Consider the following 16,941-nt stretch of genomic DNA (forward strand, 5'->3'; position numbering starts at 1 on the left):
CCGGCCAAACACATCCACCCACCCGGGCATTTTGTGGCCGGGCCGGCGGTTTGTGGGGTGGTCGGCTGACCAAGCAGCACATCCACCCACCCGGGCAGTTGGCTCGTCGGGCCGCCGGTTGGTGGGGTGGTCGGTGGGTCGCTGCGCTGGTGGGGTTCGGGCGACTGGTGGCTGGGTGGCCGGTTCGCGGTGACTGGTTGGCCGCTGTGCCGATGGTGTTGGGGGGGGCCGGGTGGCCGGTTCGCTGGGTGGTGGCTGGGCCTGGTGGTTCGCGGGGGTGGCTGGTCAGCCGCTGTTGCGGTGGGGAGTGGGGCTGGGTGCCGGGAGGGCGGGCGCTGGAACCGGTGGCACGTGGGTGTGTCCGGGCAACGCTGTGGCCGGTGTCGTCCCTGCCGACACCGGCCACAGGTGGTCCACCCGGGTCGCTCGCGGCTCGACCGGAGCGGGGTGCGGTCCGCCGAGCCTGCGGCGGGTGCCGTGGGTGGTGGGCTCGGTCGGGTTCGGTTCGGTCTGGTCTCAGTAGGCTGCCTGGTCGCGGTAGGGTGCCTGCTCCCGGTAGGTCGTGGTCCGGCGCGACCGGCGCGGCCAGGTCTTCGCCCCGAGCATGCCGCCGAGGGCCGCCGCGCCCAGTGACAGCGCGAGCCACAGGGCGCCCCACCCGGCGCTGCTGCGGGCGATCCGGATGGCGGTGTCCTCGTCGACCCCGGGCTGCGGGTTCGCGCCGACCTGGACGGCTGCCTCGAAGGCGCTGCCGAGGAGGGCGGTGCCGCCGACCAGGGTGAGCAGGAGCAGGGCGGTCAGGCCGACGGCCCAGACCAGGGCGCCGTGGAAGGCGCCCTCGCTGACGCCGCGCCAGATCGCCGACGAGCCCGCGGCGAGGCCGCCGATGAAGAACGCGACGAGGGAGAGGATGCCGCTGGTGACGGCTGCCGCCGTCTCGTGGCCGTCGGTGACGTTGAGCCAGCCCGCCGCGAAGAAGGCGAGTTGCAGCACCAGGAAGACGGGCAGCGCGATCGCGGTGCCCGCCCAGACCGCACCCCACCGCACCCGGTCGCGGCGGCGGCTCATCCCGTCGTTCGGGTCGTTGTCCACCTCGACCGCGGGGGCGCTCTCGGTGGGCCAGGCCGGTACGCCCTCGGGGTGGACGGGGGGCCTGGGCGACGGGGTGTGCGCTGCGGCGTGCTCGCTCGCCTGGTGGCTGCCGTAACCGGCCGTCCCGGTCCCGGGCATCGTCGCGGTGCTGCGGTCGGCCGGGTAGCCGGGCTCGTACGCTTGGTTGCCGGACATTCGTGGATCGGTCATGGCGCCATCTCCAGGGATGCGAGGGGTGGATCGAGCAGAACAGACCGCGAGGGCCGTACTCGGGATGAGCGGTCCGGCGGCCGGGGAAACACGCTTGCCCCTGTTTCACCAGGTCGTGGTGGCTGCCAGTGGGACCCCGGCGGCTTCGGTCACGCTCGGTGGCTCGGTGCCCGGGGTGTTGGACAGGGGGCGGGGCGCCGGTGGTCCACATGCGACATCGTGGGTGCAGTCCTCTGTGTCCTGCGTTGCGCAACCCGCTCGCGGGTGTTGGGGACGCCTCCGCAAGCGTTTGCCATGGGGGTTCACGGGCGTCTGCTCGGTAGCGCTGTCCTGGGGGAGCTGCTTTCCGGTACGGGGTGTCCGGTGTGCGCTGTCCCGGTACGTGAAAAGCGGTGGCGCGGTACCCGTTGCCGGGTACCGCGCCACCGCAGGTCACTGCTCACGCCTCCCGCGCGGGAGGCGACGACCGATCCGGGTCAGTTGCTCTGGCCGGTCCCGTTGTCGAGGATGCCGCCCTGGCCGCAGATGTCGGTGGCGATGCCCTCGTTCTCGTGCTCACCCGCGGAGCCCACCGGCGCCTGGACGCCGTTGAGGACCTCCTCCACCGGCACCTGGACGCCCAGGACGTTGATGTTGTTGTCGCAGACGCTGGCGATGATGTTGGTGTTGTGCAGCAGCGTCGTGTTGTCCAGGTTGACCAGGCCCACCTGCGAGAACTCGCTGGAGTCGACCGTGCCGGAGTTGCCCACGCCGTCCTGGCCCTGGGGGGTGGGGAGGTCCGCCTCGGGCGCACCCGCCGTGGTGGCAGAAGCCATACCGCCCAGCATGACCATGCCGGCAGCGGTCGCAGCCACAACGGCACCAAGCTTCTTGATCACTGAAAGTCCTTTGATAGTCACTAGCTCATGTACACCGGAGATACGGCCACTCCGCATCGGCGCGAGGCGCGAACGGGCCCGGGGGGCATTTCGGAGTCAGCCGCGAAGCGAACGTACAGCGTCTCCGTGGGGGATTCCAGCGGGATACCCGATCGTGTATTTCTGAATCGGGTGGAGTCGTGAGGACCTGCGGTTGGACCGGTCCGCGGGGTGGAGCGGGCACAAAGCGAAGCGGTGGTGCGAGACCCCACACGGGAGTCCCACACCACCGCTTCACGGCCTTGGAACGACGAAGGCCGACTGATCGGGCCGCGTGAGCGGCTTGATCACTGGCTCAGCTCAGTTGTTCTGGCCGACGCCGCCGTCGAGGATGCCACCGGTGGCGCACAGGTCGGGGACCTCGGCCTCGTTCTCGGACTCGCCCGGGGACAGGATCGGCAGGTTGAGGCCGTTGGCCACGTCCTCGACCGGGACCTGGACACCCAGGACGTTGATGTTGTTGTCGCACACGCCCACGACGGCGTTGACGTTGTGCAGGATGTCGGTGTTGTTCAGGTTGAGCAGGCCAACCTGGTCGAACTCGCTGTGGTCCACGCTGTCGTCGTTGCCGACCACCGGGCTGGCCGAGGCCATGCCACCGAGCATCACCATGCCTGCGGCGGTGCCAACGGCGATAGCACCCAACTTCTTGAACACAGAAAACTCCTCATTGCATCAATGGATCGGCTTGACTGGCAATCGTCTTACGGGTTCCTTATCGAAGGAAATCCACCGTATCGAGCTGAACCTGACTGCCGTGGAATGAACATACATCGAGCGTTCGGCTAAATCCACTTGGCGACACTATCGTGTGATAGTTGATCACAGAGTAAGGAGGAGCCCCCTCAATCGGGTGATCCATTACCGGTTCGTGGCGGCGGTGATCCCGAAAAATCTAAAAATGAATTCGTTTTCACCGGCGCCCGGTCCGATCCGAGGCCCGAGGGAGAAGCTGTGTCCTTTGTGGATGAACGCGGCGGTGGCCCCCGGTCCGGGGGGCGCGCCCGGTTCGCGGGCGGGGGCGGTGTGCCGCGGGCGGCGCCGGAGCGCCGCCCGCGGTGCGTCCCCGCCTGCTGTCAGTACCCCGCGGTGGCGCGGATGCGGGTGGAGGAGGCGCCCTGGTCCCCGGCGACGTCCTGGCCGCGGAAGTAGGCGACGCCACCGTCGTCGTCCGCGACGGCGACCACGTACTCGCTCATGGCGCCCCCGGGGCCCGCGACCGAGTTGGTCTCCACGAAGGTCGAGTCGTTGTCGTTGTAGCGGTAGCCGTGGTGGTGGTGGCCGTAGTCGTTGTCGGTGTCCGCCGCGACGTAGGTGGACGAGGCGCCCCAGGGCCCGGCGGTGGACTCCTGGGCCTCGTAGTCGTCCGCCAGGGCGGTTCCCGCGCCACCGAGCGCGAGGGGGATGGCGATGGCACCGGCGACGAACATGCGACGAAGCGAAAGCATGGAATTGCCTCCTACCTGCTGCTGCTGTTGTTGACCGATCCCCGCGGTGCGCTGCCGGTGGAAACGGGGCTGCGCTCTGCGGGATGTTGGTAAATCTGCTGGCCCCGCCCTGCGGTCGCTCAGCGAAATTGCTGTGACCAGGGTCACGCGATTTTGGTGCATGACGGACATTTCCAGGTCTGACGTCGGACTACGCGGAGGCTGATTCCGCTGATCAGCGCGTTCGACGCCCCTCGTGGTCACCTGGTCGAATGACGCACCTCCCGGTGGTTTAACCAACCCCGACCGGGGGTCCGTCCGCCGGAGCGCGGAGCGCCCCCGGTGTCGCGGGAACCGCACCGCTGGGCCGCCCCGGTCGACGATCGGGGGGTTGGGGGATCGACCCGGGGACTGGATGATGTGGACATGGGAGAGAAGGCGGAGGAGGCGGCGGCGCTCGCCTTCGGACAGCGGGTCGACGCGGCCGAGGTGGTGGCCGGGGGTCGGGCGCTGCGCGACGAGGTGGGGCACGAGGAGCAGGGCGTGCTGTCGCTGGCCGCCGACCGGCCGGGCGCGGTGGAGTTCGTCGAGGCGAGCAACGCGGGGCGGCTGGCCGACCTGGTCCCGCTGCGGGTGGGGCGGATGGTGGCCTCGCCGTTCTCCTTCTTCCGGGGCGCGGCCGGGCTGATGGCCGCCGACCTGGCGGCGGGGGTGCGGACCGGCGTGCACGCGCAGTTGTGCGGGGACGCCCACGCGGCAAACATGGGCCTGTTCGGCACGCCCGAGGGCAAGGTCGTGATGGACATCAACGACTTCGACGAGACGGTGCCCGGCCCGTGGGAGTGGGACCTCAAGCGGTTGGCGACCAGCCTGGTGCTGGCGGGCCGGGAGGGTGGGGTCCCCGAGGACCGCTGCCGGGAGGCGGCCGAGGACGTGGTCAAGTCCTACCGCAAGACGCTGAACCGGTTGGCCGAGCAGCCGTTCCTGGAGTCGTGGAGCGCCCTCGGCGACGAGTCGGCGCTGCGCGACGCCGAGGCGGACGCGCTGGAGGACGACTTCGCCAAGGCCGCCAGGAAGGCCGGGCGCAACACCAGTTCCCGGGTGGCGGCGCGGTGGACGCACCGGGCCGACGACGAGTGGCGGTTCGTCCCGGACCCGCCGCTGCTGTCCGCGGTGGACGATGGGGTCCGGGCGGCGGTGGTCGCCGCGCTGCCGCACTACGTCACCTCGCTGCGGGAGTCGCGGCGCAACCTGGTGCTGCGGTACGGGGTGTCCGACGTGGCGTTCCGGGTGGTCGGCACCGGCAGCGTCGGGTTCCGCAACTACCTGGTCCTGCTGCACGGCAACGGGGACGAGGCGCTGGTGCTCCAGGTCAAGGAGGCGCCCCGGTCGGCGGTGGCCGAGGTGCTGGGCCTGCCGCCCGCCAAGCACGAGGGCAAGCGGGTGGTGCACGGGGCCCGGCTGGTGCAGGCCGAGACCGACATCCTGCTCGGGTGGACGACCGTGCGGGGCAGGCACTTCATCGTCCGCCAGTTCCGCAACCGCAAGGGCGAGATCGATCCGACCGCGCTGGGGCGCGGCCACCTCGACGACTACGGCAGGCTGGCGGGCGCGCTGCTGGCCCGCGCGCACGTCCGCTCGGTGGACCCCAGGCTGCTCGCGGGCTACTGCGGCAAGGACCTCGACGACGCGATCGGCGGGTACGCGGTGGCCTACGCCGACCGCACCGAGGCCGACCACGCCGAGCTGGTGGCCGCCGTGCGTTCCGGTCGGCTGGCTGCGACCACCGAGGTCTGACGCGGCGGGCGAATCGGACAGTTGGTGCCAAGTGGACAGGATTCGCCGAGCCGGTGCGCGTGGGTGTGGTCACACGGGTGTGAGGAATCGTCAAACGCTCAAGTACGTTGGAGCTGATTGAACGTTTGACTACCGTGGAGGCGCACGACATGACCACCGACCAGGGCACCCGGGCACTCCGGTTGGCGCAGGAGGCCCAGGACCTGCTGTTCCGGGAGGCCCGCACGGCGAACACCTTCTCCGCCGAGCCGGTGACCGAGGAGCAGGTCCAGGCCATCTACGACCTGGTGAAGTGGGCGCCGACCTCGATGAACACCCAGCCGCTGCGGGTGCTGCTGGTGCGCTCGCCGCAGGCCAGGGCCAAGCTCGACGCGCTGATGTCCCCGGGCAACCGGGCCAAGACCGCGAGCGCGCCGCTGGTGGCCGTGCTCGCCGCCGACGTCGACTTCCATGAGCACCTGCCCAGCCAGTTCCCGCACCACCCCGGCGCGAAGGACAACTTCGCCGACGAGGGCGGCCGGGTCGACGTCGCCCGGTTCAACGCGCTGCTCCAGGTCGGCTACTTCATCCTCGGCGTGCGCGCCGCGGGCCTGGCCGCGGGCCCGATGACCGGGTTCGACGCCGCCGGGGTCGACGCGGAGTTCTTCCCCGACGGCAGGCGCCGCTCGCTCGTCGTGGTGAACATCGGCCACCCGGGCGACGAGGCCTGGTTCGACCGCAACCCGCGGCTGGGCTACGAGCAGGTCGTCGAGACCGTCTGACGAAACGGCGAAGGACCCCGCGGGCGGCCCGCGGGGTCCTTCGCCGTCAGTGGATCAATACGTGCCCTGGGTCTGCACGTTCAGCTCGGTGGAGCGGTGGAACTTGGCCAGGTCGGTCCGCGGGTCGTCGATCCGCAGCACGTCGAAGCCCTTGCCCAGGTCCGAGGTGTAGATGTAGCCGTTGTAGTAGTACGCCGACCAGACACCGCCGCTCTCGTCCGGGTCGGCCGCCGGGCCGCGCTCGAAGAAGCCGATCTCCTTCGGCGCCGTGGAGTCGGTGAAGTCGATGATCTGCACGCCGCCCATGTACCAGGCCTGGACCATGATGTCGCGGCCGGGGACCGGCAGCAGCGAACCGTTGTGCGCCACGCAGTTCTCCTCGTCGGTCTGCGTGCGGTTGATCTTGTAGAAGCTCTTGAACTCCAGCGCGCGCTTGTCGCCGCGGCCGGTGATGTCGTAGATGCCGTCGGCGCCGCGGGTCGGACCGATCTCCGGGTTGCAGGTGGCCGCGCCGCCGCCGCCCAGCTCGTCGGTGAACAGGACCTTGGTGCCCGCGTTGTTGAACGTGGCCGAGTGCCAGAACGCGAAGTGCTCGTCGTCCTGCACCCGGCTGATCACCCGGGGCTTCTCCCGGTCGGAGATGTCCATCAGCACGCCGTCGCCCATGCACGCGCCCGCCGCCAGGTCCTTCGCCGGGAAGACGGTGATGTCGTGGCAGCCGGTGGTCGCCGAGGTGTAGCCGGTCTCGATCGTGCCGGAGCGGCCGGGGTTGCCGCCGTCGGGGAACAGGTTCGGGGTGGCCACCAGCGCCGCCGACGCCGGGTCGCGCAGCGGGACCTTGACGATGGAGATGATGTCGTGCGGCGGCTGGCACTTGCTCAGGCTCGCCGCCGGGCTGTAGGACGAGACGTAGAGGTAGACGTCCTTGTTCTTCTTGCCCGGCACCAGCGTGTGCGTGTGCGAGCCGCAGGCGGTCTCGACCGCGGTGACGTAGCGCGGGTTGCGCTTGTCGCTGATGTCGAAGACCTTGATGCCCTCCCAGTACGGCTTGGTGCCGTCGCTCTGGGCGACCGAGTTGCAGGAGGCGTCGCTGCGCCGCGAGTCGGTCGACAGGAACAGCAGGTTCCCGCTCACCGAGACGTCGTTCTGCGACCCCGGGCAGAGCACCTGGCTGGTGATCCTCGGGCGCTCGGGGGTCTTGATGTCGTAGATGGTGAAGCCGAGGTAGTTGCCCGCGATGGCGTAGTCGCCGGTGAAGGCCAGGTCGGTGCCGACGGAGCTGGGCCCACCCAGCGGCGCGGTGGCCGGGATGTTGGCGACGTGCCGCACGTTCGGGCTGGTCACGATCTCGTCGGCGGCGGGGAACGCCCCCTGGGCGCTCGCCGAGGTCACCCCCGCGAGGGTCGACAGGGTCAGCGCGGCGGCACCCAGCACCGCTGTGGCCGACAGTCGTCGGGTGGAAGGCACGAGCAGCCCCTCTCGTGGAATGCGGAAACCGCAGTATGACCTCCCGGTCGGGGCTCGGACCAGCCACCAAGGTGGGATGTTTTCACCAGTTATGGGCGTCTTGTTGCCCCTGTCCGTGAACGGGTAGCGTCGGGGATCGTTGCTGGTGAGGGGAGTTCCGACGTGCGATGGCGACTGGTCGCGGCCTGTGCGGCCGCGCTGGCGGGCCTGACCGGTGCCGCCGGGTGCACCGCCGACGAGGCCCCGGCGAACCCGGTCGTCCAACCGGGGCTGCCGGGCGAGGGCAACCGGACCCTGTCGGCGGAGGAGGCCGCCTCGAACGCCGCCGCCACCCCGCCCAACGAAGCCGACCACACCTACGTGCGGGACATGGTCGCCCACCACCGCCAGGCGCTGGTGATGACCGCGCTGGTCCCCGACCGCGGCGCCGACCCCACCGTCAAGGCCTTCGCCACCCGGATCGCCGACACCCAGGGCCCCGAGGTGGACATGATGAACCGCTGGCTCACCCGGCACGGGCAACCCGAGGTCACCGAGCACGAGGGGCACGGCGGGCACGAGCACCACGCCATGCCCGGCATGGCCACCGACGAGCAGTTGGCCGCGCTGGCCGCCGCGTCCGGCCCGGCCTTCGACAGGCTGTTCCTGGAGCTGATGATCCGCCACCACGAGGGCGCGATCAGCATGGCCGACACCGTGCGCCGCTCCGGCTCCGACGTCCTCGTGCAGGAGATGGCCGACAACGTCGTGGCCGAGCAGTCCGACGAGGTCGCCAGGATGCGCGGCATGCTGGGGGCGTGACCGACCACCCCGCCGCACCCGACCTGTCCGCCAAGCCCGTCCTGATCGGCGAGCGGGTCCGCCTCGAACCCCTCGGCCCCGAGCACGTGGACGACCTGCTCGGCATGGTCACCGACCCCGCCCTCGACCGGCTGACCGGCACGCACACCACGTTCACCCGCGAGCAGCTCGTGGCCTGGTGCGGCTCCCGCGGCGAGCAGGACGACCGCCTGGACTTCGCCGTCGTCGACCCGGTCGGCGGGGAGTTCCTCGGCGACCTCGCGGTCAACGACTGGGACCCGGACAACCTGGTGGCGGGACTGCGCATCGCGCTGTGGAAGCGGCACGGCCGGGGGCTGGGCAGCGAGGCGCTGCGGCTGGTCCTCGACCACCTCTTCGACGTCGTGGGCGCGCACCGGGTGGGCCTGGAGGTCGTCGAGTACAACGAGCGCGCCGTCGCCGCCTACCGCAAGGTCGGGTTCCGCGAGGAGGGCAGGCTGCGGCAGGCCTGGCTGTGGGACGGCGAGCGGTACGACGTCATCGTCATGGGCGTGTTGTCCACAGACCGGCAAACCGGGGCGCGGGCCGTCGGGGCGGGTCGTTAACATCATCGTCGACCTGACACCGCTGACCTGCCCGGGTCGGCCCCGCACCGAGGAGTACACCGTGTCCCAGCCGCAGCCCGTCGCCGTCGCCCCCGCATCGAGCGTGGTGGTGAAGGTGGGCACCACCGCGGGCGCGGCCGTCCGGGAGGCGGGTCTGCCGGGCAAGGGGGCCGACGCGGTGGTCGTCGTGCGCGACCCCGGCGGCCGGTTGCGCGACCTGTCCTGGACGCCGTCGGCGGACACCGAGGTCGAGGCCGTGCCCGCGAACAGCCCGGACGGGCGCTCGGTCATCCGGCACTCCTGCGCGCACGTGCTGGCCCAGGCCGTGCAGCAGCAGTTCCCCGAGGCCAAGCTGGGCATCGGCCCGCCGGTGCGCGACGGCTTCTACTACGACTTCGCCGTCGACCGGCCGTTCACCCCGGAGGACCTGCAGGCGCTGGAGAAGCGCATGAAGGCCATCATCAAGGGCTCGCAGCGGTTCTCCCGGCGGGTGGTCGAGTCGGTCGAGGCGGCGAAGGCCGAGCTGGCGGCCGAGCCGTTCAAGCTGGAACTGGTCGACCTCAAGAGTAGTGACACCAACGCTGTGGACACCACTGAAATCATGGAGGTGGGCGGCGGCGAGCTGACCATCTACGACAACCTCGACCCGCGCAGCGGCGAGCAGGTGTGGGGCGACCTGTGCCGCGGCCCGCACGTGCCGACCACCAAGCACATCCCCGCCTTCAAGCTGACCCGCGTCGCGGCGGCGTACTGGCGCGGCAACGACAAGAACCCGCAGCTCCAGCGCATCTACGGCACCGCGTGGGAGTCGCAGGAGGCGTTGGACGCGCACCTGGAGCTGCTCGCCGAGGCCGAGCGGCGCGACCACCGCAGGCTCGGGGTGGAGCTGGACCTGTTCAGCTTCCCCGACGAGATCGGTTCCGGGCTGGCGGTGTTCCACCCCAGGGGCGGGATCGTGCGCCGGGCCATGGAGGACTACTCGCGGCAGCGGCACGAGGAGGCGGACTACGAGTTCGTCTACTCCCCGCACATCACCAAGGGCACCCTGTTCGAGACCTCCGGGCACCTCGACTGGTACCGCGACGGCATGTACCCGGCCATGCACCTCGACGCCGAGTACAACGAGGACGGCACGGTCCGCAAGCCCGGCCAGGACTACTACCTCAAGCCGATGAACTGCCCGTTCCACGACCTGATCTTCCGCTCCCGCGGCCGGTCCTACCGCGAGCTGCCGCTGCGGATGTTCGAGTTCGGCTCGGTCTACCGCTACGAGAAGTCCGGCGTCGTGCACGGCCTGACCCGCGTGCGCGGCATGACGCAGGACGACGCGCACATCTTCTGCACCCAGGACCAGGTGCAGGAGGAGCTGAAGTCGCTGCTGACGTTCGTCCTCGACCTGCTGCGCGACTACGGCCTCGACGACTTCTACCTGGAGCTGTCGACCCGCAACGACGAGAAGTTCGTCGGCTCCGACGAGGTCTGGGCCCAGGCCACCGAGACCCTGCGCGTCGCCGCGGAGGCCTCCGGCCTGGAACTGGTCCCGGACCCGGGCGGCGCGGCGTTCTACGGCCCCAAGATCTCCGTGCAGGCCCGCGACGCCCTCGGCCGCACCTGGCAGATGTCGACCATCCAGCTCGACTTCAACCTGCCGGAGCTCTTCGAGCTGGAGTACACCGCCCCGGACGGCTCGCGGCAGCGGCCGGTCATGATCCACCGGGCGCTGTTCGGCTCCATCGAGCGGTTCTTCGGGGTGCTCACCGAGCACTACGCGGGCGCGTTCCCGGCGTGGCTGGCCCCGGTGCAGGCCGTGGGCATCCCCATCGCCGACGAGCACTCCGAGCACCTGCTGGCGGTGGCGAAGGAACTGCGGTCGCACGGCATCCGGGTCGAGGTCGACCTGTCCGACGACCGGATGCAGAAGAAGATCCGCAACCACACGTTGCAGAAGGTCCCGTTCCTGCTGGTGGCGGGCGGCAAGGACGTGGAATCGGGCTCGGTGTCGTTCCGGTTCCGCGACGGCTCGCAGCTCAACGGGGTGCCGGTGGCCAAGGCCGTGGACGCCGTCCGGGCCTGGGTGGCCGGTCGGGAGAACGCCTCGCCGTCGTCGGAGACCTTCGTCGTGCCCGAGTAGCACCGCCGGGCCGCGCGGACGCACCCCCCGGTGGCGGCGTCCGCGCGGTGTACCCGGGGCGGGGCGGTGGCCCTAGGATCGGTGCATGGTCGATCCGGAGCTTGTCCCCCAGGAGGGTGTCGGCATTCCCGATGCGTTGCAGCGGTTGTGGACTCCGCACCGGATGGCCTACATCAGGGGTGAGGGCAAGCCGGAGGGGGACACCGCGTCCGGGTGCCCGTTCTGCGGGCTGGTGGACCTGGACGACGCCGACGCGCTGATCGTGGCGCGCGGGAAGACCGTCTACGCGGTGCTCAACCTCTACCCGTACAACCCGGGTCACCTGATGGTGGTGCCCTACCGGCACGTGGCCGACTACACCGACCTCACCGCGGACGAGACGGTCGAGCTGGCCGAGTTCACCCAGCACGCGATGCGGGTGGCGCGGCGGGTGTCGGCGCCGCACGGGTTCAACCTGGGGATGAACCAGGGCGTGGTGGCCGGGGCCGGGATCGCCGCGCACCTGCACCAGCACCTGGTGCCCCGGTGGGGTGGGGACGCGAACTTCATGCCGGTGATCGGGCACACCAAGGTGCTGCCGCAACTGCTGGGGGAGACCCGGCAGATGCTCGCGGACGCCTGGGCGGACTGAGGCACCCCGGCCGACCGGTCCGGGGACCGGTCGGCCGTGCGGGGGTCACGCCGTGCGGAGGACGGCCTCGACCTCGATGTGGATGTCGACCTTGTCGCTGACGACGATGACGCCGTTCTGCAGGCCTTCGAAGTTGACGCCGAAGTCCTTGCGGTTGATCTGGGTCTTGGCGGAGAAGCCGACCCGGGTGCCGCCGTAGGCGTCCGGGCCGAAGCCGTTCAGCTCGAAGTGCAGGGGGACGGTCTTGGTGACGCCCTTGAGGGTCAGTTCGCCGTTGAGGACGTAGCCGTCGCCGTCCTCCTGGAAGCCGGTGGCGGTGTAGGTCAGCTCCGGGTGGTTCTCGACGTCGAAGAAGTCCGAGGACTTGAGGTGGCCGTCGCGGTCGGCGTTGTAGGTGTTGATCGTGGCCAGGTCGATCCTCACCTCGACGCCGGAGGTGGCCGGGTCCTCGGTGGTGACGATGTGGCCGGAGACGCCGTCGAAGCGGCCCTTCACCTTGCTGACCGCCATGTGCCGCACGGAGAAGCCCACCTCCGAGTGCACGGCGTCGATGTCCCACGTGCCCGCGACGAAGTTCGGGATCTGGGTGAGTGCGGTGGTCATGGTCGCCCCTTCCGTTCGTTGAACGCTTGATTAAGCGTTCAACGAGCAAGCTACACGCATGCGGTTGAGAGTTCAACCAGAGGGGTACGCTGTGGGCATGGCTGAGGAGACGCGGTGGCTGAGCGGGGCCGAGCAGGATGTCTGGCGGACGTTCATCACCATGACGAGCGCGCTCACCGACTCGCTCGACCGTCAGCTCCAGCGGGACGCGAAGATGCCCTACACCTACTACGAGATCCTGGTGGTGCTGTCCGAGGCGCCCCGGCGCGAGCTGCGGATGAGCGAGCTGGCGGGGCTGCGCGGGTCCTCCCGCAGCAGGCTCTCCCACGCGGTGTCCCGGCTCGAGGAGGCGGGCTGGGTCGAACGGCGGGAGTGCCCGACCGACAAGCGCGGGCAGCTCGCCGCGCTCACCGACGCGGGGTTCGCCGCGCTGGCGGCGGCGGCCCCCGGGCACGTGACCGCCGTGCGGGAATCCCTGTTCGACCGGCTCACCGCCGAGCAGGTTCGGGTGCTCGGCGAGATCAGCGCGGCCGTCCTCGGCGGCCTCGACCCGGACATGCTGCTGCCGGGCAACCACCCGCGCGACTGTGGCGGTGGGCACGTCGCCGACTCCCCGCACACCGCTGAGGTGGGGCAGCCCGAGGTCGGCGCCGACACCTGAGCGGGTGGGGCGCGCCCGGGCCGGGGCGGGCCGGTTAGGCTGCGGGCACCAGGTCGTCTTGCCGGTTAGGTGTCCCCGACAGACTCATGCTCAACATCTTCGCCCGTGCCTCGGTCTCGCGCGCCACCGATCCCATCGGGGCGTGGCTGGTCCGCCTCGGCCTCACCCCCAACGCCATGACCCTCTTCGGCACGGCGGGCGCCGTCGCGGGCGCGCTGTGGCTGTTCCCCACCGGTCACCTGCTCGCGGGCACCTTCGTGGTGTGGGGCTTCGCCATGTTCGACCTCATCGACGGCTCGATGGCCCGCGCCCTGGGCGGGGGCACGCGCTTCGGCGCGGTCCTCGACGCCAGTTGCGACCGCCTCGCCGACGGGGCCCTGTTCAGCGCTCTCACCTGGTACCTGTTCACCGTGGTCGACCACCGGGTGCTCGCGGTGGCCGCGCTGCTCAACCTGGTGCTGTCGCAGGTCGTCTCCTACGTCAAGGCGCGCGCCGAGGCCTCCGGGCTCAGCGCCGACGGCGGCCTCGTCGAGCGCGCCGAACGCCTGATCATCACCCTGGTCGGCACCGGGCTCACCGGGCTGGGCGTCCCGTACGCCATCGACGTCGCGCTGTGGCTGTGCGCGGTCGGCTCGGTCATCACCGTCGTGCAGCGGCTGCTCGCGGTCCGCCGCGCCGCCGAGGGGGCCGCCGCGTGAGCGGGCTCGCCGCCACCGCGTACGGCCTGGGCTGGCGCCTCGTGCGGCTGCTGCCCGAGGCCGCGGCCAAGACCCTGTTCCGGGCCGGTGCCGACTGGGCCGCCCGCCGCGGCGGGCCGGGGGCGAGGCGGCTGCGCGCCAACCTCGCCCGGGTCGTGCCGCAGGCCGGGCCGGAGGAACTCGACGCGCTGGTCCGCGAGGGCCTGCGGTCCTACGCCCGGTACTGGATGGAGACCTTCCGGCTGCCGACGATGGACGTCGCCGCGATCCACGCGAACGTCGCCGCCAACATCACCGGCGCCGAGTACATCACCGCGGGCCTGGCCGAGGGCAACGGCGTGGTGATCGCCCTGACCCACTCGGGCAACTGGGACGCCGCGGGCACCTGGCTGGTCCGCGAGCACGGGTCGTTCACCACCGTCGTCGAACGGCTCAAGCCCGAATCGCTGTTCGAGAAGTTCGTCGCCTACCGCGAATCGCTGGGCTTCGAGATCCTGCCCGCCGAGGGCGGCGCCCGGATGGCCTCGGTGGTGATGGCCGAGCGGCTGCGCGAGAACCGGGTCGTCTGCCTGGTCGGCGACCGCGACCTGAGCCCGCGCGGCATCCCGGTCACCTTCTTCGGCCAGCCCGCCCAGTTGCCCGCGGGCCCGGCCTACCTGGCCGCGCGCACCGGCGCGGTGCTGCTGCCCGCGGGCGTGTGGTTCACCGACGACGGCTGGGCCGTGCGCATCCACCCGCCGGTCCCGGTGGGCGGGGTCAAGGGCATCCCGGCCGCCACCCAGGCGCTGGCCGACGTGTTCGCCGCCGACATCGGCTCGCACCCGGCCGACTGGCACATGCTGCAACCGGTGTGGACCGCGGACAAGGAAGCCGCCAGGGCCGCGGCGGCCGGGGAAAGCCCGCGGTGAGGGTCGGCATCGTCTGCCCGTACTCGTTCGACGTCCCGGGCGGGGTGCAGGCCCACGTGCTCGACCTGGCCAGGGCGCTGACCGGGCTCGGCCACGAGGTCGAGGTGCTCGCCCCGGCCGACGAGGACACCGAGCTGCCGGACTTCGTGCACCCGGCGGGCCGGGCGGTGGCGATCAAGTACAACGGCTCGGTCGCCCGGCTGGCCTTCGGCCCGGTGTCCTACGCCAGGGTCCGGCGGTGGATTCACGACCACGACTTCGACGTGCTGCACCTGCACGAGCCGACCGCGCCCAGCCTGTCGATGCTGGCCATGATGATCGCCGACGGCCCGATCGTGGCCACCTTCCACACCTCCACCCCGCGCTCGCGCACCCTCAGCGCGTTCCAGTCGGTGCTGCAACCGTTCCTGGAGAAGATCACCGCCCGGATCGCGGTGTCCGAACTGGCCAGGCGGGTGCAGGTCGAACACCTCGGCGGCGACGCGGTGGAGATCCCCAACGGCGTCGACGTCGGCTTCTTCCGCGACGCCGAACCACTGCCCGGCTACCCCAGGGCGGGCGGCACGATCGGCTACGTCGGCCGCTACGACGAACCGCGCAAGGGCATGCCGGTGCTGCTCGACGCGCTGCGCCTGCTCGAGGACCTGCCCGACCTGCGGGTGCTGGTGGTCGGCCGGGGCGACGAGGAGGAGCTGCGGCGCGCGGCCGGGCCGTGGGCGGACCGCATCGACCTGCTCGGCCAGGTCGACGACCCGACCAAGGCCCGCGCGCTGCGCAGCGTGGACGTCTACTGCGCCCCCAACACCGGCGGGGAGAGCTTCGGCATCATCCTCACCGAGGCCATGTCGGCGGGCACGGCCGTGGTCGGCAGCGACCTCGACGCCTTCCGCCGGGTGCTGCTCGACGGCCGCGCGGGCGTGCTCACCGCCGTCGGCGACCCGGCGTCGCTGGCGGCCGGGCTGCGCTCGGTGCTGACCGACCCCGCCCGGCGCGCCGCGCTGGTGGCCGAGGCGGACCAGCGGGTCACCGCGTTCGACTGGTCGGTGGTCGCCCGGCAGGTGCTGCGCGTCTACGAGCAGGCGGCGGCGGCCGTCCCGCGCGCGGTCGGGGAGGTCGGGTGAGCGGGTTCGGGCTGGCCGTCCTCCTGGTCGGGCTCGCGCTGCTGGTCGTGCTGGGAAGCTGGCTGGTGGGCACGGCCAACCGGCTCGACCGGCTGCACGTGCGCACCGACGCCGCGTGGGCGGCGCTCGACGCGGCCCTGGCCCGGCGCGCCGTCGTCGCCCGGGCCGTCGCCGGGACGCTCGACCCCCGGGCGGGCGACCGGTTGCGGGTGCTGGCCGACCGCGCCGAACGGGCGCCCCGCCGCGAGCGCGAACCCGCCGAGAACGCGCTGAGCAGGGAACTGGCCGGGGTCGACCGCCAGTCGATCCCACTGGTGCTGGCCGCGGAACTGGTCGACGCCGAACACCGGGTCGTCATCGCCCGCCGCGTGCACGGCGACGCCGTGCGCGACACGCTGGCGCAGCGCCGCCGCCGGGTGGTGCGCTGGTTCAAGCTGGCGGGCACCGCGCCGCAACCGGCCTACCTGGAGATCGCCGAACCGCAGCCCACCGACCTGCCCCGCCCCCGCCCGGCGGCCAGGGTGGTCCTGCTCGACGCCACCGACCGGGTGCTGCTGTTCCACGGCCACGACCCGGCCGACCCGGGGGACTCGTACTGGTTCACCGCGGGCGGCGGCGTCGAACCGGGGGAGGACTTGCGCGGCGCGGCCGTGCGCGAACTGCGCGAGGAAACCGGGGTCGACCTGCCGCCGGACGCGCTGACCGGCCCGATCTGGCGGCGGCGGGTGGCGTTCAGCTTCGAGGGCCGCAACTACGACGGCGAGGAGTGGTTCTTCCTCGCCCGCCTCCCCGAGGGCGCACAGGTCAGCACGGACGGCTTCACCGAGCTGGAGGCCCGCACCATCGCCGAGCACCGCTGGTGGACCCCCGAGGACCTGCGGGAGACCACGGACACGGTGTACCCGGTACAACTGGCCGACCTCCTCCCGAACCTGCCCGACGAAACCTGGTCCGGCGCGCCGAGAACGGTCCGCTGAGCCACCGGGGCCTGCCCTCGAACCCACCCGACGAACCACCGACCGGCCACCCGAAGCACATCGGCGCAGCAACACCCACCCAGCCACCCCGAAACCCGCCTGCCCGGCAGGCGAATGCCCGGGCGGGTGGATGTTGCTCGGCCAGCCACCCGACC

Annotated in this window: 17 protein-coding genes; 11 read left to right on the top strand and 6 right to left on the bottom strand. The window is 71.4% G+C overall.

Going from position 1 to position 16,941, the window contains the following annotated elements; genetic code table 11:
- Nucleotides 1-516 precede the first annotated feature (516 nt).
- The 4 genes from UO65_RS33405 to UO65_RS16740 form a co-directional block, all read right to left on the bottom strand.
- A complete protein-coding gene (locus tag UO65_RS33405; protein WP_146241238.1) occupies nucleotides 517-1,302 on the bottom strand; it encodes a permease in 786 nt (261 codons plus the stop codon).
- 476 nt (nucleotides 1,303-1,778) lie between these two features.
- The gene (locus UO65_RS16730) at nucleotides 1,779-2,117 is read right to left on the bottom strand and encodes a hypothetical protein (protein WP_146241239.1); all 339 of its coding nucleotides are present in this window, start codon (nucleotides 2,115-2,117) and stop codon (nucleotides 1,779-1,781) included.
- A 402-nt stretch (nucleotides 2,118-2,519) separates the two neighbouring features.
- A complete protein-coding gene (locus UO65_RS16735; protein WP_035283535.1) occupies nucleotides 2,520-2,876 on the bottom strand; it encodes a hypothetical protein in 357 nt (118 codons plus the stop codon).
- 419 nt (nucleotides 2,877-3,295) lie between these two features.
- Nucleotides 3,296-3,667 carry a hypothetical protein gene (locus tag UO65_RS16740; protein ID WP_146241240.1) on the bottom strand — a complete coding sequence of 124 codons (372 nt, stop codon included), beginning with the start codon at nucleotides 3,665-3,667 and terminating at the stop codon, nucleotides 3,296-3,298.
- A gap of 405 nt (nucleotides 3,668-4,072) precedes the next feature.
- Between UO65_RS16740 and UO65_RS16745 the strand changes: the two genes are divergently transcribed.
- Together UO65_RS16745 and UO65_RS16750 are read left to right on the top strand one after the other, a co-directional pair.
- Nucleotides 4,073-5,443, top strand: a complete 1,371-nt coding sequence (locus UO65_RS16745) for a DUF2252 domain-containing protein (RefSeq protein WP_035283548.1) — start codon at nucleotides 4,073-4,075, stop codon at nucleotides 5,441-5,443.
- A 149-nt stretch (nucleotides 5,444-5,592) separates the two neighbouring features.
- Nucleotides 5,593-6,204, top strand: a complete 612-nt coding sequence (locus UO65_RS16750) for a malonic semialdehyde reductase (protein ID WP_035283537.1) — start codon at nucleotides 5,593-5,595, stop codon at nucleotides 6,202-6,204.
- A 54-nt stretch (nucleotides 6,205-6,258) separates the two neighbouring features.
- On the opposite strand, the gene UO65_RS16755 is transcribed toward UO65_RS16750, so the two are convergent.
- Complete coding sequence (locus UO65_RS16755; protein WP_035283549.1) at nucleotides 6,259-7,677, bottom strand: LVIVD repeat-containing protein; 1,419 nt, start codon at nucleotides 7,675-7,677, stop codon at nucleotides 6,259-6,261.
- Nucleotides 7,678-7,833: 156 nt separating this feature from the next.
- Between UO65_RS16755 and UO65_RS16760 the strand changes: the two genes are divergently transcribed.
- The 4 genes from UO65_RS16760 (at nucleotide 7,834) to UO65_RS16775 (ending at nucleotide 11,818) form a co-directional block, all read left to right on the top strand.
- A complete protein-coding gene (locus tag UO65_RS16760) occupies nucleotides 7,834-8,472 on the top strand; it encodes a DUF305 domain-containing protein (RefSeq protein ID WP_035283550.1) in 639 nt (212 codons plus the stop codon).
- A complete protein-coding gene (locus UO65_RS16765; protein ID WP_200873387.1) occupies nucleotides 8,469-9,056 on the top strand; it encodes a GNAT family N-acetyltransferase in 588 nt (195 codons plus the stop codon). Before UO65_RS16760 ends, UO65_RS16765 begins: the two co-directional genes overlap by 4 nt.
- A gap of 103 nt (nucleotides 9,057-9,159) precedes the next feature.
- Nucleotides 9,160-11,187: a threonine--tRNA ligase gene (gene thrS / locus UO65_RS16770; RefSeq protein ID WP_152552124.1), complete on the top strand. Its 2,028-nt coding sequence runs from the start codon at nucleotides 9,160-9,162 to the stop codon at nucleotides 11,185-11,187.
- An 85-nt stretch (nucleotides 11,188-11,272) separates the two neighbouring features.
- Complete coding sequence (locus UO65_RS16775) at nucleotides 11,273-11,818, top strand: HIT family protein (RefSeq protein ID WP_035283539.1); 546 nt, start codon at nucleotides 11,273-11,275, stop codon at nucleotides 11,816-11,818.
- A 45-nt stretch (nucleotides 11,819-11,863) separates the two neighbouring features.
- Here UO65_RS16775 and UO65_RS16780 read toward each other — a convergent pair whose 3' ends face one another.
- Nucleotides 11,864-12,421, bottom strand: coding sequence for a YceI family protein (locus UO65_RS16780; protein WP_035283540.1), 558 nt, complete (start codon nucleotides 12,419-12,421; stop codon nucleotides 11,864-11,866).
- Nucleotides 12,422-12,518: 97 nt separating this feature from the next.
- Between UO65_RS16780 and UO65_RS16785 the strand changes: the two genes are divergently transcribed.
- The 5 genes from UO65_RS16785 (at nucleotide 12,519) to UO65_RS16805 (ending at nucleotide 16,786) form a co-directional block, all read left to right on the top strand.
- On the top strand, nucleotides 12,519-13,082 hold the full coding sequence (locus UO65_RS16785; RefSeq protein WP_084175709.1) for a MarR family winged helix-turn-helix transcriptional regulator: 564 nt from the start codon (nucleotides 12,519-12,521) through the stop codon (nucleotides 13,080-13,082).
- An 86-nt stretch (nucleotides 13,083-13,168) separates the two neighbouring features.
- Complete coding sequence (gene pgsA, locus UO65_RS16790; protein WP_035283541.1) at nucleotides 13,169-13,780, top strand: phosphatidylinositol phosphate synthase; 612 nt, start codon at nucleotides 13,169-13,171, stop codon at nucleotides 13,778-13,780.
- Entirely contained in the window at nucleotides 13,777-14,688 is a 912-nt protein-coding gene (locus tag UO65_RS16795) for a phosphatidylinositol mannoside acyltransferase (RefSeq protein WP_035283542.1), read from the top strand. Before pgsA ends, UO65_RS16795 begins: the two co-directional genes overlap by 4 nt.
- A complete protein-coding gene (locus UO65_RS16800; RefSeq protein ID WP_035283543.1) occupies nucleotides 14,685-15,809 on the top strand; it encodes a glycosyltransferase family 4 protein in 1,125 nt (374 codons plus the stop codon). The genes UO65_RS16795 and UO65_RS16800 overlap by 4 nt, the downstream gene beginning before the upstream one ends.
- Complete coding sequence (locus UO65_RS16805) at nucleotides 15,806-16,786, top strand: NUDIX hydrolase (RefSeq protein ID WP_035283544.1); 981 nt, start codon at nucleotides 15,806-15,808, stop codon at nucleotides 16,784-16,786. The genes UO65_RS16800 and UO65_RS16805 overlap by 4 nt, the downstream gene beginning before the upstream one ends.
- Nucleotides 16,787-16,941: the final 155 nt, after the last annotated feature.

The organism is Actinokineospora spheciospongiae (assembly GCF_000564855.1).
Taxonomy (GTDB): Bacteria; Actinomycetota; Actinomycetes; order Mycobacteriales; family Pseudonocardiaceae; genus Actinokineospora; species Actinokineospora spheciospongiae.